The sequence below is a fragment of the Hymenobacter wooponensis genome (assembly GCF_004745865.1).
GTDB lineage: Bacteria > Bacteroidota > Bacteroidia > Cytophagales > Hymenobacteraceae > Hymenobacter > Hymenobacter wooponensis.
The window spans coordinates 379,159-394,523 of record NZ_SRKZ01000006.1 but is presented as its reverse complement, the minus strand read 5'-3'; the positions used below and the strand labels follow the sequence as shown (position 1 = coordinate 394,523).

Genomic DNA, 15,365 nt, shown 5'->3' with positions numbered 1-15,365 from the left:
ACGGCTTTGGTCTTAATCAGCGCGGGGCTTTACAATGGGTTTCCGTTAGTTACGTCTGATACCGGAACTTACCTAGATAGTGCCATCCGGCTTGTAGTGCCCGATGACCGGCCTATTACATACGGGTTGTTCGTTCGGCTAACTTCTCTGCATTTTACCCTTTGGTTTGTGATTTTTAGTCAGGCACTTTTGCTCGGATGGCTAATGCTGCGCTATGTGCAAGTGCTGGCGCCCCACCTAGGCCACAACCGCCCTGCCAAAGTGATCCTCATTGCCCTGACGAGCTGGCTTACGGGGGTTTCATGGTTTTGTAGTCAGCTCATGCCTGATATTTTTACGGCCATCGGAATCTTGGCCCTAGGCCTATTACTGATTGAACAGCGCGTAGGCTGGCCTACTAAAATTTGGCTGCTAGTTATAGTGCATCTTTCCTGTCTGATGCACTCATCTAACCTGCTTACCTTTAGCTTAGTGGTATTAACTTATGGGGCGGTAGCAACAGTTGTAGGTGCATTTCGCCGGCAGCAGGTGCGCCCTGCACAGTGGTTGGTTACCACAGCGGTCGTGCTAGTGGGGTGGGTGGTGTTGCCAACCTTGCACGCGGCTATGGGTGGTGGGTTTGCCGTTTCCAGAGCTTCATCTGCGTTCCTGATGGCTCGCCTAGTTGAAACAGGTATAATGGATGAATTCCTAAGCCGTAACTGCGACCCTGCCGACCAGTATCGCCTCTGCGCATTCCGCGACAAGCTGCCTAATGATGCCATTGCGTTTATGTGGGACAGCAATAGTCCGCTGGCGCAAACTGGCGGCTGGCAGAGTAATCAGCAGGAGTACCAGCAGATTATTCGCCGGGTTCTCACTTCTCCTCGTTATTATCCTTACTTAGTTTCCGAAACGGCGCAGGCGACGTTGCGGCAACTCACTCACGTAGGCCACGGTGATGGCCTCAGCCCATTTCGAGAGAATACCAATCCGTACTGGAAGATTGGGGAGTTCATGCATTATGAATTAAAGGAGTACATGTCGTCGATGCAGAACCGAAATCAGCTGAATTTTACGACGCTGAATGAAAGAACCTATGGAGCTCACTTGGCATCGTTGGTCATACTAGCCGTCCTTCTGCTTACGAGGCTACGCCGGATGGTGGCACCAGAGGCCGTACTAGCCGTGACTGTGTTGGGGTTGGGGGTGCTAAGTAATGCTCTGGTCACAGGAGGCCTAGCCAACGTGCTGGACCGGCTACAGTCGCGTGTATCCTGGGTGCTCTTATTTGCGGCGGTACTCCTGCTGGTGCAGTATGGGGCCGTGCTAGTACGCCAGGGACAGCAGCAATTGAATACCAACTAAATACATATCTGCTGAAGGGTTATTGTTTTAGGTACAGTGGCCTTCTCCTAATCTGTTCAATTGAGTTTAAACATGAAAAATTTCTTATGGGTAGCAGCCTTGATTGGCCTTGCTGCGTGCTCATCGAGCGATGAAAAAAAGGTTGATGCTAATACGCTTACTAGCACTAGCTTCGAAGAAATTGCGGGGTGGGGAGTAGATATGGGAACCCTCTCACGTGAGCGGGCGCATACCGGCGTATATGCCCTGAAAGTAGACAATGCTCACGATTTTAGTCTAACCTATGACGTCGTGGTAGGCCAGGTAAGCCCCCGTAAAATCAAAAAAATAAATGTACATGGCTGGGTATTTCTACCAAGCACTAATACTAATGCCATTTTAGGCTTGCAAGTAACTGATCCGTCTCAGGATAATAAGGCTATATGGGGCGATGGGATAAAAATGGACGAAGCAGTAAAAGATTACAACAAGTGGGTTGAGGTTAGCAAAGACATGGAAATGCCTGCTGAGTTGGCTCCCACGCACCACCTGAAAATGTACCTGTGGCGCGCCGGCGCCATCGACCCAGTGTATGCTGATGACTTGAGTATTCAGGTGATAGAATAAGCGAGGCCGTTAGCAGCTTGCTTAACTGGAGCAGATCACAAACTGCCCGTTCGGCCGCCATCAACAGGGATATTAATACCTGTGATATAAGCTGCCGCTGCTGAAGCCAGAAAGGCCACGGCAGCCGCTACTTCCGCCGCTTGCCCGAAGCGGCGTGCTGGAATTTGTTGGATCATTGCAGCTTCTACTTCTGCCACGCTCTGTCCCGTTTGAGCTACTTTCTTTTCAATCAGTGAAGTATGTCGTTGCGTGACGGTGGCACCAGGCAGTACATTGTTTACAGTAATACCATCTTGGCCTAGCTCGTTGGCTAGAGTTTTAGCCCAGTTTCCAACGGCTGCCCGAATAGTGTTCGAAACGCCCAAGCCCGGTAGTGGGTGCTTCACGGAAGTGCTAATAATGTTGATTATGCGTCCGTGCTTTCTCACTTGCATGCCTGGCACTACCGCCTGCGCCAGTAACTGGTTACAGATTACGTGTTGCTCGAAGGCCGCCCGCAGGGCATCAATTGACGCATCCAGAAGAGGGCCACTAGCTGGACCACCCGTGTTATTCACGAGAATATCAAACCCTTTCGGATGGTGGCCTAGATAAGAATGGAGTTGCTCGCGTAATTGCTCTGGCTGGCTGAAGTCAGCTACAATAAAGTCATGAAGTTGATTCCTAGGCCTAGGAAGGGCGTCAGCTACCGCTTGCAACGCCTCAGCATTGCGAGCCAGTAACGTGACAGTGGCCCCGCGCTGGGCTAGCTCTTCGGCTACCGCCCGCCCGATGCCCTGGGTGCTGCCACCCACCAGGGCGTGTTGGGAGAGAAAATCCATGTCGAAATGATGAAATTGTGAAAAGGAAGTTGCGAAAAAAATCTTCAATCAAATGAGACTGGCCTAGCAGCGTATACGATAGCAAGGCAGTCAATAAGGAATACCGTTATTTGCTTCTGAGGCACCAGTTATTTCTCGCTTTTTCACTCTTCTACTCTTCCACTTATGCCCGTTGCCCGCCCATTTAATTTTCAGCATTGGATTGAAGAACACCGGCACTTACTTAAGCCGCCCGTTGGTAATCAGCAGGTGTTTAAGGATAACCATGATTTCATTGTGATGGTGGTGGGTGGTCCCAATGCCCGCAAAGACTACCATGTGGATGAAGGAGAAGAACTATTTCTGCAACTAGAGGGCGACATTGTAGTGAAAATCATAGAAGACGGTCAGCCAGTAGACGTTGAAATCAAGGAGGGGAGCATGTTTCTGTTACCGGCGGGGGTACCCCACTCACCACGCCGCCCAGCTGGCTCCGTTGGCTTGGTGCTGGAGCGCTATCGTACCGCTGGAGAATTGGATGGCTTCCAATGGTATTGCGAAAACTGCGGCAATAAGCTTTACGAGGAGTTTGCGGAAATCACCGATATCGTGGCCCAGCTGCCTCCTATCATGAATAGTTTCTGGCAGGATGAGCATAAGCGTACCTGTCAGGTTTGCGGTACTATAATGGCGCCGCCCGCGCCAGCAGAGCAAGCCTAATGGCGAAGCTGAGAGGCTGGTAGGATAGACAGGAAAGATGCTGCCGATTTTTTACCAGCTTTGGAAAGCTCATCTTTGCTTATCGGAAATGGCAGGGCTTTTCTAGCCCACTGACTAACGCCGATCAGCTATGTACTAGTACTAATGATGTTGAAGAAAGTATTGCGCAACTTACTCCCCTCAACCCATTGTGGGTATGTGTGGTGTGTGATTGCGCTAGTTATGCTGGGCGCAGCCGGGCGGGCCGCTCATTGGAATCATAACAACGTATTTGTTTGGGATGTCGGCGGTTATTACTCATACCTGCCCGCTACCTTCCTTACAAATGACCTTGGCGATGGATCTTTCCTCCGCATGGCACGGCATAATTATCGCCCAGACATGGACCCGGAGTATGGGTTCATTCGGCTGCCGAACAGCAGAATGGTATTTAAGTATCCGATAGGTATGGCCGTGGCCTACTCACCTTTCTTCTGGCTGACCAACTTTATCTATAAGATAAAAGGGCGCCCCGTTACTACCGGCTACGAGCACATGTATCAATACATGATTTCATTAGGTTGCATGGGCTATGTTCTTGCTGGCTTGGCGCTGCTGGGCCTCGAAATCCGCCGCTTTTTTTCTGACTCTGTTGCCGCAGTCACGCTACTGATTATTGCTCTCTGCACTAACCTGTTCACGTATGCTGTCTATGAGCCCCTAATGGCACACGGTACGTTGTTTCTGCTAACAGTACTCCTGCTACGTACTACCCGGCAATGGTATGAGCAGGCCACTCATTGGGGTGCCCTATCTCTAGGCCTAGTGATAGGGATACTGCTGCTGATTCGCCCCTCCGAATTGCTGCTGCTGCTTGTGCCAGTACTGTGGGGGCTGACTTGTCGGGCAGCTACGATAACTCGGCTTCGATTCTGGGCTCAGCATTGGCGGCACATTGTGCTGGGCGTGATAGTGGTGGGTTTAATAGGAAGCTTACAGCTGATTTTTTGGCGCGTAGTGGGTGGTCAATGGTTCGTACCTTTTTACCCAGGAGAAACCTTTCATTTTGATCAACCTCACGTTTGGGAAGGGTTATTTAGCGTAAAGAAAGGGTGGCTGTTATATTCCCCCCTGCTAGCCCTCGGGTTGCTGGGTGTTGCGTGGGTGCGACAGTGGGCAGCGCCTATGCTGCCGATTATGATAGTGCTAATTCCAATTTATATTTATTGCACATTCTGTTGGTGGGACTGGGGCTACGGGGGCAGCTATGGGGGGCGGGCGCTCATAAGCCTGTATCCAATATTGGCCTTTGGGATGGCATCATTCCTACAGCGGTGGCTGCACTCACGTAACTATGGATTATTGACTGCTTTAACCCCCCTCATCCTGCTAGGCTTGTTGCAGAATTATCAATATTCAATTGGTTTGATTAATTGCTGTACCATGACTTGGGAAACATATAAACAATTCTTTCTCCAACTCGATTGGCCACGGGAGAACGGCTAAGCCACATTATATGCTTGTCTGAATCGGTATTTTTTCTCTGTCTGCCGTGCTCACCATCGATATCCACACTCATATTCTGCCAAAGAGCTGGCCAGATTTGCGGCAGCGGTATGGCTATGGTGGCTTCGTACGGCTAGAGCATCATAAGCCCTGCTGTGCGCGCATGATGCAGGACGACAAGTTCTTTCGCGAGATTCAGGACAACTGCTGGGACCCTGATGTACGATTGCGAGAGTATGATAAATTTGGAGCGCAGGTGCAGGTGCTAAGCACAGTGCCCGTTATGTTTAGCTACTGGGCTAGGCCGCTTGACACGCTGGATCTAAGCCGCCTGCTCAATGACCACTTAGCCGACGTAGTAGCTCGCTACCCCAGCCGGTTCGTAGGGATGGGCACCTTGCCTATGCAGGCTCCAGACTTGGCCGTGTGGGAGTTAGAACGCTGCGTAAGGCAGCTAGGCCTAGCGGGCGTGCAGATTGGGTCCCATGTCAACGACTGGAACTTGGATGCTCCCGAGCTTTTTGAGGTATTTCAGGCTGCTGAGGAATTAGGGGCGTGCATCTTTATTCATCCTTGGGACATGATGGCTCAGCAGAAAATGCCCAAATATTGGCTGCCGTGGCTGGTGGGCATGCCTGCTGAGAGTACGTTGGCCTTATGCTCTCTTATCTTTGGTGGGGTGTTGGAGCGGTTACCTAAGCTGCGGGTAGCTGTGGCTCATGGGGGAGGGACGTTTGCAAGCACTATCGGGCGGATTGAGCATGGCTTCCAGGTGCGTCCTGATTTATGCGCAGTAGATAACTCTGTGAACCCCCGAGAGTATTTAGGAAAGTTCTGGGTTGATTCTTTGGTGCACGATCCGCGCATGTTAGAATACTTAGTACAAACTCTTGGGGCTGATAAAATCACGCTGGGTACCGATTACCCGTTTCCGCTGGGTGAGCTGGAGCCGGGCCAGCTGATTCGGTCAATGCCCTATTCTGAGGACGTGAAAGCGCGCATGCTCGGACAGAACGCGCTTGACTGGCTAGGCCTAGGCCAGGCGCACTTAGCCAAAATCATGGCGCTCGTAAAGTAGTGCCCAGGTGCGGGGCTTGGCTATCTTTGCTACCCATGACCTTCGAACCTACCCTTGCCTTTGCCCGCCAGTTGGATGCGCAGGACCCCCTGCACAAATTTCGCCAGCAGTTTCATATTCCGCCCGGCCCCGCTGGGCAGGAAAGCCTGTACTTCTGCGGTAACTCACTAGGCCTGCAGCCTCGCACTGCTCGTGCCGCTGCTGAGCAACAGTTTACTAACTGGCAGAACTTGGCGGTGGAAGGGCACTTTCGGGGTGACTCGCCGTGGATGAACTTCCATGAAGCGCTGGCTGCTCCTGCTGCCCGCATTGTGGGTGCTAAGCCCGTGGAAGTGGTGGTAATGAATAACCTTACCACCAACCTGCACCTGCTGCTTGTTTCCTTCTATCAGCCCACTGCAACTCGCTATAAGGTGCTGATGGAAGGCGGCGCTTTTCCTTCTGATCAGTACGCCCTCGAAAGTCAGGTGAAGCTGCACGGCCGCCAGCCCGATGATGCTATTGTGGAGCTCACACCCCGCTCCGGCGAGCATACGCTACGCACTGAGGATATAGTGGCCAAGATTGAGGAGCTAGGTGACTCTCTGGCTACTGTCATCATGGGCGGCATTAACTACTACACGGGGCAGGTGTATGATATGGCGGCCATCACGCGGGCCGGCCACGCCGTAGGAGCTAAAGTGGGTTTCGACCTAGCTCACGCGGCCGGCAATATTCCTTTGCATCTGCACGAGTGGAACGTAGACTTTGCCTGCTGGTGTACTTATAAGTACCTCAACTCGGGTCCTGGCGGGGTAGCAGGAGCGTTTGTACATGAGCGCTACGCCGAGCAACCAGAGCTGTTGCGCCTGGCAGGCTGGTGGGGCCACGACGAGGAAGAGCGCTTCAAAATGCGTAAAGGCTTCCGGCCGATGCGGGGCGCGGCCGGCTGGCAGCTGTCAAATAGTGCTATTCTGACAATGGCGGTGCATCAGGCGGCGCTAGAGGTGCACGAGGCTGCGGGTGGCATGGAGGTTCTGCGCCGCAAGAGTGAGTTGCTCACTGGCTACCTAGAGTTCCTGATAACTCGCCTAGGCCTCTCCGCATCACAGCTAGAAATTATTACTCCTGCTGACCCCACCCAGCGAGGTTGTCAGCTTTCTCTGTTGGTGCACCAAAATGGACGCGACCTGTTTGAGCACCTACTGGCCGTCGGTGTCATTGGTGACTGGCGTGAGCCTAACGTTATTCGATTAGCTCCAGTGCCGCTGTATAACACCTTTGAAGATGTGTATCGAGTGGGCGAAGTGCTAGCGGAGTGGGCTAGTCGGCAACAGGTCGTACAGGCCTAGCGCAGCCCATGCACCAGCAGTAAGGACTTCAGAGATTTGTAGACCATTACTTAGGGTGAACTCACGCATGGTAAGACTGGCAGCTGGCTTGATGTAGAATTATGGCCTACTGCTAGAAAAGCACTAAGAATATCAGCCTTATTAGCTGGTGTGCGTAGGAAGGAAGGGAGAGCTACGTCTTTCCTTAGTTGTTGATTTTATTCGCATTGACCATGGCCGAAGAGTACGCGGCAAAAATGAGCCGCAAAACCGACGCCGAGTTGTTGCTGTACCTGCGTAACCGCGCGGAGTACCGGGAGGAAGCTGTGTTGGCGGCTCTCAACGAAGCGCAGCAACGCCAATTACCCCTAGAAGAGTTTAACCCCGGTGCACTGCGGGCAGAGCTAGAGCCTATTGCTGCCCAACAGCAGGCGGTTGAAGCGCAGCGCTTGGCCTCTATTCGGCAGGAAGAGGAGGAGACTACTGATGAGCCTGGGCCTGCTTTGTACTCGCCAGTAACTATTACGCTTTTTTCAGCGCTGTTTTCATTGTTTGCTGGTGGCGCTTTACTGATTCTCAACTTTCGCACGCTAGGTCGAAAGGGTGCAACCTCACGGTTAGTACTGTTTTTGATTGGCTACCTAATACTCTTTGCCATTCTTGTGCGCTCGTTGCCTCAAGCTGCCGTAGCTATGCTGCAACTGGCTAATCTGCCGCCTATCATAGCCTATAACCTGTGGTTTTGGCCTCGTTACGTGGGGGTACAGCAGTATCAACGGCGAGGATGGGGGGCACCATTTATTATCTGTATGGCGTTGAGCATCCTGCTAAGTATGCTGCTGGCCCCACTGCTGGTGCAGCGGTTTGCAGAAATGGGAATTCCTGTAAAATAATCATGAGCCTACGTAACGCATAAGGGCCTGAAGTCTGTTATACCAACGGGCTTCAGGCCTTGTCTTTTATTCAGGTGCTATGTCGCTCTCGCTTATTCCCTTGCCTGATGCCGAGTTGCTGCTTGATCCGGAGTTTCTGAAGCCGGCAGCGGCTACGGAGCTATTAACGGAGCTAACCGCGACTATCCCGTGGAAGCACGAAGCTATTCGGCTGTTTGGGAAGGAAGTGCTCCAGCCACGCCTTACAGCTTGGCACGGCGATGCCGGCGCTGCTTATCGGTACTCTGGCCTACAGCTCACTCCACAACCTTGGACCACCGCTCTGCAGCAGCTTCGGCAACAGGTAGAGACTGTTACCGGAGCACAGTTTAATAGCGTACTGCTAAACCTATACCGCACTGGGCAGGATAGCATGGGCTGGCACGCTGATAACGAGCCTGAGTTGGGACCTAGGCCAGTAATTGCTTCCGTAAGCCTAGGTGCTACGCGCAGCTTTCGTCTGCGCCCCCGGGATCCGCACCTGACGCCTCACCCGCCCATAAGTCTGCAACTTACCTCCGGCAGCTTGCTGGTGATGCGCGGCACTACGCAGCAAGCGTGGCTGCACGCGCTGCCTAAAACTACTCGCGTGCAAGAGCCCCGCCTCAACTTAACGTTTCGGCTGGTGGTAGGCCAGCGGGCAACTGATTAACGAGCTATACAAGGAACTGCAACAAGCCTCTACAGCGCAAACAAACAGGCCTAGAGAAACCGGGCAGCGGCCCGGCTCTCTAGGCCTGTTTACTAATTGGCAATATCTATTCTGCCTTGGTGCGGTTGCTTATTTGAGGTCAACCCGCAGGCCCAAGTAGGCCAGTCGGCCAATCTGGGGGCCGCCGAACACCTGCACGTTGTTGGTGTTGAACGCATTAGAAATGCCAGCCTGCACAGTGCTGCTCAGCTTCGGAAGCGAATACCCTAAGTAGGCATCCGTGGTGCTGTAATCTTTGATGCTGCCGGTGGCGAAGGGCATTTCTTGCAGGTGGCCCTGCACCCAGCGGTAATTTACGTTGTAGCTAAAGTTACCGATAGTGCCAGTGGCTCCTACGTTATACTTGTGCTTAGGCGTGTTGTAGAACGTCTGGAAGCCTTCGGGCAGATTGCTTTTATCCAGCACGTTCAGTGAGTAGTTGCCGGTGAGGTTGAGAGCCCGCTTGAAGTAATAGGTCAGGCCAGCTGTTACGCCTTGGGTGCGTACCTCCTGGTCGTTGTTGTAGTAGGCATACAGCACGCGGGTAGGCTGGCTCTGGTTGGTGTAAGCCGTGCTATAGCCAGCGGCTAGCTGCTGAGGCGTCGGCCGTGAGCCATCGGTATTGCCCACGAAGGTACGAGCCCCAATGAAGTCGTTGTAGCAGCTGCGGAAGTAGCTGGCGTCTAGGTATACCTTGGGCAGAATAGCGCCTTTATAGCCTACTTCCACGGTGCCTACGCGCTCCAGCTTCAAAGGCTTGATGTTGTACTCATATGGCTGCAACACTGCTGGGTTGCTCTGAGCGGCGGCTAACAGTTGCGGGGAGTTGAACAGTGCCAGATTATAGCCTTGAAAACCGGTACCAATGTTACCAATAAGTACTCCCGTCCGGATGTCGTTGTAGAAGTACTGCTCGGTTTGGGAAGGCGAGCGAAAGGCTCGGCCAAAGCTGGCGCGGAAGTTATGCTGCTTGTTCTCGCCCAGCGAAAGCACTGCTGAGGCACGTGGTGAGAAAGCTGGCTTGAAGTTCTTAAAATCATCTACCCGGCCTGCAAAGGCTAGCTTCAGGCGCTCTTCCAGCAGGGTTTGCGTTAGCTGGCCATACGCGCCGTACTCGTAGTTACGGATGCGCTTATCTTCCGTATCCTTAAACAGCATACCATTAGAGCCCAGGCGATATTCCCGGTAAGCCGCGCCCACAACCAAGCTAGTACCCGTGTTGGTTAGCTGGAAGTTGCGCTGCCCGCTGATATCATTCAGGAAGGAGTTGAAGTACTGCTGAGCCCCAACGCCCGGGGTCTTGTTGCCAATAATTTGCTCCCGCAGCGTAGTAAAGCGCGAGTCACTGGTCTTGAGCTGCGTAGCGCCGGCAACCTGCTGAGCCGCAGCTAGTGCCGTTTCTACGGGTGCCCCAGCGCGCCGAGCCTGGCTATATGCTGCGTTGTAAGTAGCGTAAAACTGCTGAGCGTAACTCACCGTACCCCCGTCGGCGGTAGGAGAATCTTGCAGCAAAGAGCCCAGTTGGTTTAGCTCGTATGACTTACCGGTAAAGTCCTCCGTGGAGTATAGGCGCAAGAAGCCCTTGCTGCTTTTTAGCTCGGCCCGGTATTGGGTAGTTCCCAAGCCCTTCACCCGGAAACGGCTGATATTCTGGTAGGTGGCGGTGCCTTCAGCGTACTTTGCTTCCACCGTTAGCTTCAGGTCCTCGCGCAGCAAGTACGCTACGGCTCCTTGTAAGCGATACGAGGAGGTGCGGTTGTCGTTGGCAATCAGGTCCTGTTCGGTAAAGCCTGGCATGTAGGCCGTTTTACCATACAGCTCGGCATTGGTACCACCGGGAAGCTGCTGCGAGGGCATAAACGTGTAGCCATACTCTCCGTAGCGGTTTACGGCATTGTAGCCCAGCAATGAGCCAGCCGGGTTGGCTGAGCTTTGAGTTGCCTCAAAGTTGTTCGCAATCCAGTCGTTCGCCTGGAAGGAGCTAGCATTGATCTTGATGGCGAGCTTGTCAGTCAGCTTCTTGGCGTAGCGTAACTGCCCATCCAGAAGGCTGCGCTGTCCGCCGCGCAGCCGCACACTTAAACCCTCATACACGAAGGGATCCTTGGAGTTGAACAGAATTACCCCGCTTAGGGCATTGGAGCCATACAGGGCTGAAGCTGGGCCGTGAATAATCTCAATGCTCTCCATATCCAGCTCCGGAATGCCTACTAGGTTGCCGGGGCTCAGGTTAAGAGAGGGCAGTTGGGTATCCATATAGTCTACCAGCTGCACCACGCGCTCCGACTTGGCCGTATTGAATCCGCGCGTGCTTACGCTGGTGAACAGCATGGAGGCTGAGCTTACATCGATGCCTTTCAACTGGCCTAGGCCACCCAAAATCTCTGGGTTCGATACCTTCTCAATTTGTTGGGTAGAGAGCTTATCGATAGTAACAGGCGCCCGCAAAATATTTTCCTCGATGCGTGAGGCAGATACAACGGTTTCGTTGAGTAGGGTAGCACTTGGGGTCAGCGCTATACTTAGCGTATTATCGGCCGCCTTCAGCTCTACCTCTTGGGAGTCGTAGCCGACGTAGGACACTACCAGCGTTACGGGACCATTTTCAAAGGGTACCCCCAGGCGGAACTGGCCTAGGTGGTTAGTACTGGTGCCGATAAAGCTACCCTTGATAAATACCGTAGCACCAGGCAAAGCTTCGCCTGAGGCAGTTTTAATTACTCCCGATACAAACTCTGTTGGATCGGGTGTGCGAGTAGTGATGAATGAAGAGTGGGCATTGCGTAGGTGGCCTGCCATAGCAGGTAGCTGGGGTAGGAGCAAGGCCGCCAACATTGGCGGGTAAAGATTTTTCATACGAGCACTCGATGTGAATACAAAAGCTCCACAAACCTAGAGGCCTACGGTGGAGCTTGCTCAGATACTCGCTGAATGGTATAAAACCACGGGTTAACATAGGTCTTCAGCAACTCAATGTTGTAACATGAATTCCACATGAGGGAATTATTTAAGTTTTATAGACATACTATCGCTTATATAGTCATGAAAATGGCGCATTACATGACTTTAATAATGAAGTCAAAAGTGTCAAAATGGGAACAAGCCTAGCTAGGTTTGATAGTCTTAAGTATAAATATTTAAATAAAAAAGTGTCGTTCATGTTGAGGCAGTCACCTCAACACGAACGACACTTATAAGGCACTGCTCAATTGCCAATGGAACAGCAGTAGGCAATCTATTTTAACTCAATCTGAAGGCCTAGGTATACTAAGCGACCAATGTTAGGGCCACCATACACTTGGATGTTATTGGCATCTAGCAGATTAGAAGCACCGGCTTGTAGCGTGCTTGACAACGACGGGAAGTTATACCCCACGAAGGCATCGACAGCGCTGTAGCTGGCCAACTGGCCTACGGCAAAGGGCATACCGTACTCATGACCCTGAGCCCAGCGGTAGTTTACCGAATAGCTCAGGTGCGTAAGGGCGTTACCACTAGCACTCACGTTGTACTTGTGCTTAGGCGTGTTGAAATAGGTCTGGAAGGCCTGATCCTGTACCTCACTCCGGTCGAGGATATTGAGGGAGTAATTGGCTGCCAGGTTCAGGGCCGGATGCACGGAGTATGTTACACCTACAGCCCCACCTTTCGTACGCACTTCCTGAGCGGCGTTAGTCCATACCTGAATCACCCGAGTGTCGCCCGACTGGAACTGGGTGGGCAAGCCAGCCTGAATTTGCGCTAAAGTAGGACGCGAGCCATCCGTGTTTCCAATGAAGGTAGTGGCGCCAATGAAGTCGTTGTAGTAGCTCTGGTAGTAGTTTACGTCCAAGGCAAGCTTATCGCTGAGGGCTGCCTTATACCCCACTTCGAAGGTGCTGAGGCGCTCTAGTATTAGGGGGTTAATGCTCGTTTCGAAGGTAGCGGGGGCGGCAGTGCCAAAGCGCTGGCCCTGAGCATTAATCAGGCGGTATCCCTGAAAACCATTGTCTACGTTGCCCAGCAGCAGGGCCCGGCCCACATCAAGGCGGATATACTGGTCGAGCTGCGTAGGCGAGCGGAAGGCCCGGCCAAAGCTGGCGCGGAAGTTATGCTGTTTGGTTTCGCCAGCAGAATATACCACTGAGGCGCGCGGGGAGAAGGCGGCATCAAAGTTTTTGAAAGCATCTACCCGGCCAGCCAACGCCAGCTTCAGGCGCTCATCCATAAACTTCTTGGTGAACTGGGCATAGCCACCCGTTTCGTGGTTTTGAATTCGCTTGCTGTCATCGGAGTAGATGTTGCCATTGGAACCCAAGCGGAACTTACGGTAAGCAGCACCCACAATCAGGTCGGCGGTTCCGCCTAGCTTAAAGTTGTATTGGGCGGTGCCTTCGTTTAGCAGTGAGCTGGGGTTGAGGCGGGCACCACGACCTGGGGTAGCATCCTGGATAATCTGGCTGCGCAGTTGCTGAAACCGTGCGCCCGTAGGATCTAGCTGCACTTTGTCGGCGTTGGTCTTGGCAGTGGCCTGAGCCTGCTCAGCAGTGGCACCAGCGTTGCGGGCCAAGGTATAGGCGTTGTTATACGTGCCAAAGTACTGATCAGCGTAGCGCAGGGAAGAGCCATCGGCTACTGGCGAGGTCTGGATATAAGCACCCAGGAAACCTAAGTCATAGCTTTGGCTGCCGAAGTCCTGAATGGATTGGCCCCGCAGGAACCACCGTTCGCCCTTGATCTCACCATGGTACTGGTTAGTGCCCAGGTTTTTCAGACGGTAGCGGCTAGAACTCTGGTAGCTGGCCGTCCCTCGGTTAATGTTGGCGCCCACGGTCATCTTTACGCTGCTGGTAACAAGGTAAGACAAGGAAGGCTGCACTTTCCAGGCCTTGGCCTTATCGTCGTTGCCTACCAGCGTGGTTTCAGCAAAGCCGGGCATAAATACGCTTTTGCCATACAGCTCTGGATTTACGGTGTAAGCCGGCGTGGTAGCCGTAGCAGCCCGGTTTTGAGCAGCGCTGTACGTGTTTTTAACATCGCCGTAACGATTTACAGCGTCAAAGCCGAGTGGAGAGCCTTCGGGGTTGTTATCGCGCTCAACTGCCGTGCTGGTAGCTGAGTAGTTCGTGGCAAGCCAATCGTTGGCTGTCAGATAAGCACCCGTAATTTTAAAGGCAAGCTTATCGGTCAGTTTCTTGGCGTAGCGTAGCTGTCCTTCGCCAAAGCTTCGCTCGCCCCCGCGCACTCGGGCGCTCAGGCCTTCGCTCACGAAAGGATCTTTTGAGTTGAGAAGCAGCACTCCATTAAAGGCGTTGGCCCCATACAGCGCAGAAGCAGGCCCGTGGATGATTTCGATGCTCTCGATGTCTAGCTCGGGTAGGCCAGTAATGTTGCCAGCATTGATGTTAAGGGAAGGCGACTGAGTATCAAAATAGTCCGTCAGCTGAATTAGGCGCTCCGATTTAGCAGAGTTGAAACCGCGGGTGCTCAATGAGTTCATCAGCATACTAGTGCTGTTCACATCAATGCCTTTGAAGTGGTTCAGCCCAATTTGAACATCGGGCGGAGGCATGCGCAACACCTGCTGGGAGGTTACTTTCTCTACTGTAACGGGAGCCTGCAAAATGCCTTCTTCAACGCGGGAGGCAGAGGCAATTACCTCGTTGGTAAGCGTAGAGTTAACCTTGAGTTGCACGAGCACCGCATTGTCGGGCTTTGCTAGGGTAACCTCGCGGCTTTCGTAGCCCACAAAAGAAACAGAAAGCACTACAGGAGCTTCGCCAAAGTCGGCCTTCAAGGTAAACTTACCATCCCGGTCGGTGCTGGTACCAATGAAGGTACCCCGAATAAAGATAGTGGCACCGGGCATTGGCTCGCCCGCAGCATTCTGAATGGTGCCACTAATGGACGCAGCATCCTGCGCCCAAGTAGACAAGCTACTCAGCAGCAAAAACAATAAAAAGAGGAGGTGAAAACGGTAGAGTTTTCTCATGCTGGGAAAATTGCAAAAACGAGACAATGAGGTGTGTGTAGCAGAAAAGGGAACAAATATAAGCTGTGCTTAGCGAATATTGTGCCCATTACGGCATGCCTCAGAGGTTTTTGACCCAGTAATTTATTGTACTATACTTCTAAATAATGTGGCGCATACTGACAGCGCCCGTCGTTTTCTATTTTCGATGCTTAAAAGTAAAAGTTAGTATCTGATGGCAGGATTGCCATATAAAGTGGGGCAATCACCTTCTCCAATACAGTATTCGCCCAGCCAGAAGCGCGTTTTTGGTCCTGATACATGAGAGGTAGGCGTGGGTAAGCTGATGTTTCCAGCCATTGTGGTGTTAGTCATAATCTTTTTGGGATTGAATATATCCGAGGTGCTCTTTTGGCTCAGCGCACCAAGGCTGCTACGCAGGCTAC

Annotated in this window: 11 protein-coding genes; 8 read left to right on the top strand and 3 right to left on the bottom strand. The window is 52.6% G+C overall.

Going from position 1 to position 15,365, the window contains the following annotated elements:
• Positions 1–321 precede the first annotated feature (321 nt).
• Positions 322–1,347 carry a hypothetical protein gene (locus tag EU557_RS20740; RefSeq protein ID WP_135532388.1) on the top strand — a complete coding sequence of 342 codons (1,026 nt, stop codon included), beginning with the start codon at positions 322–324 and terminating at the stop codon, positions 1,345–1,347.
• 72 nt (positions 1,348–1,419) lie between these two features.
• The gene (locus EU557_RS20735; RefSeq protein ID WP_135532387.1) at positions 1,420–1,953 is read left to right on the top strand and encodes a hypothetical protein; all 534 of its coding nucleotides are present in this window, start codon (positions 1,420–1,422) and stop codon (positions 1,951–1,953) included.
• Between the two features lie 35 nt (positions 1,954–1,988).
• On the opposite strand, the gene EU557_RS20730 is transcribed toward EU557_RS20735, so the two are convergent.
• The gene (locus EU557_RS20730; RefSeq protein ID WP_135532386.1) at positions 1,989–2,774 is read right to left on the bottom strand and encodes an SDR family oxidoreductase; all 786 of its coding nucleotides are present in this window, start codon (positions 2,772–2,774) and stop codon (positions 1,989–1,991) included.
• 165 nt (positions 2,775–2,939) lie between these two features.
• On the opposite strand from EU557_RS20730, the gene EU557_RS20725 reads away from it, so the two are divergent.
• The 6 genes from EU557_RS20725 to EU557_RS20700 all read left to right on the top strand — a co-directional run bounded on the left by EU557_RS20725 (position 2,940) and on the right by EU557_RS20700 (position 8,930).
• The gene (locus EU557_RS20725; protein WP_135532385.1) at positions 2,940–3,473 is read left to right on the top strand and encodes a 3-hydroxyanthranilate 3,4-dioxygenase; all 534 of its coding nucleotides are present in this window, start codon (positions 2,940–2,942) and stop codon (positions 3,471–3,473) included.
• 222 nt (positions 3,474–3,695) lie between these two features.
• Positions 3,696–4,958, top strand: a complete 1,263-nt coding sequence (locus EU557_RS20720) for a hypothetical protein (protein WP_210116099.1) — start codon at positions 3,696–3,698, stop codon at positions 4,956–4,958.
• A 46-nt stretch (positions 4,959–5,004) separates the two neighbouring features.
• Entirely contained in the window at positions 5,005–6,036 is a 1,032-nt protein-coding gene (locus tag EU557_RS20715; protein WP_245326341.1) for an amidohydrolase family protein, read from the top strand.
• Between the two features lie 35 nt (positions 6,037–6,071).
• Positions 6,072–7,367: a kynureninase gene (gene kynU, locus EU557_RS20710; RefSeq protein ID WP_135532382.1), complete on the top strand. Its 1,296-nt coding sequence runs from the start codon at positions 6,072–6,074 to the stop codon at positions 7,365–7,367.
• Between the two features lie 212 nt (positions 7,368–7,579).
• A complete protein-coding gene (locus EU557_RS20705; RefSeq protein ID WP_135532381.1) occupies positions 7,580–8,239 on the top strand; it encodes a hypothetical protein in 660 nt (219 codons plus the stop codon).
• 79 nt (positions 8,240–8,318) lie between these two features.
• On the top strand, positions 8,319–8,930 hold the full coding sequence (locus tag EU557_RS20700; protein WP_135532380.1) for an alpha-ketoglutarate-dependent dioxygenase AlkB family protein: 612 nt from the start codon (positions 8,319–8,321) through the stop codon (positions 8,928–8,930).
• A gap of 129 nt (positions 8,931–9,059) precedes the next feature.
• Here the strand turns inward: EU557_RS20700 and EU557_RS20695 are convergent, their stop codons facing one another.
• Together EU557_RS20695 and EU557_RS20690 are read right to left on the bottom strand one after the other, a co-directional pair.
• Positions 9,060–11,825, bottom strand: a complete 2,766-nt coding sequence (locus EU557_RS20695; protein ID WP_135532379.1) for a TonB-dependent receptor — start codon at positions 11,823–11,825, stop codon at positions 9,060–9,062.
• Between the two features lie 379 nt (positions 11,826–12,204).
• Positions 12,205–14,940, bottom strand: coding sequence for a TonB-dependent receptor (locus EU557_RS20690; protein WP_135532378.1), 2,736 nt, complete (start codon positions 14,938–14,940; stop codon positions 12,205–12,207).
• Between the last annotated feature and the right edge of the window lie 425 nt (positions 14,941–15,365).

What these genes read in the sequence shown, in the direction of transcription:
- EU557_RS20690 (WP_135532378.1), bottom strand. Translation starts at nt 14,940, where the DNA reads ATGAGAAAACTCTACCGTTTTCACCTCCTCTTTTTATTGTTTTTGCTG.
- EU557_RS20730 (WP_135532386.1), bottom strand. Translation starts at nt 2,774, where the DNA reads ATGGATTTTCTCTCCCAACACGCCCTGGTGGGTGGCAGCACCCAGGGC.
- EU557_RS20725 (WP_135532385.1), top strand. Translation starts at nt 2,940, where the DNA reads ATGCCCGTTGCCCGCCCATTTAATTTTCAGCATTGGATTGAAGAACAC.
- EU557_RS20720 (WP_210116099.1), top strand. Translation starts at nt 3,696, where the DNA reads ATGCTGGGCGCAGCCGGGCGGGCCGCTCATTGGAATCATAACAACGTA.
- kynU (WP_135532382.1), top strand. Translation starts at nt 6,072, where the DNA reads ATGACCTTCGAACCTACCCTTGCCTTTGCCCGCCAGTTGGATGCGCAG.
- EU557_RS20700 (WP_135532380.1), top strand. Translation starts at nt 8,319, where the DNA reads ATGTCGCTCTCGCTTATTCCCTTGCCTGATGCCGAGTTGCTGCTTGAT.
- EU557_RS20695 (WP_135532379.1), bottom strand. Translation starts at nt 11,825, where the DNA reads ATGAAAAATCTTTACCCGCCAATGTTGGCGGCCTTGCTCCTACCCCAG.
- EU557_RS20735 (WP_135532387.1), top strand. Translation starts at nt 1,420, where the DNA reads ATGAAAAATTTCTTATGGGTAGCAGCCTTGATTGGCCTTGCTGCGTGC.
- EU557_RS20740 (WP_135532388.1), top strand. Translation starts at nt 322, where the DNA reads ATGCCTGATATTTTTACGGCCATCGGAATCTTGGCCCTAGGCCTATTA.
- EU557_RS20705 (WP_135532381.1), top strand. Translation starts at nt 7,580, where the DNA reads ATGGCCGAAGAGTACGCGGCAAAAATGAGCCGCAAAACCGACGCCGAG.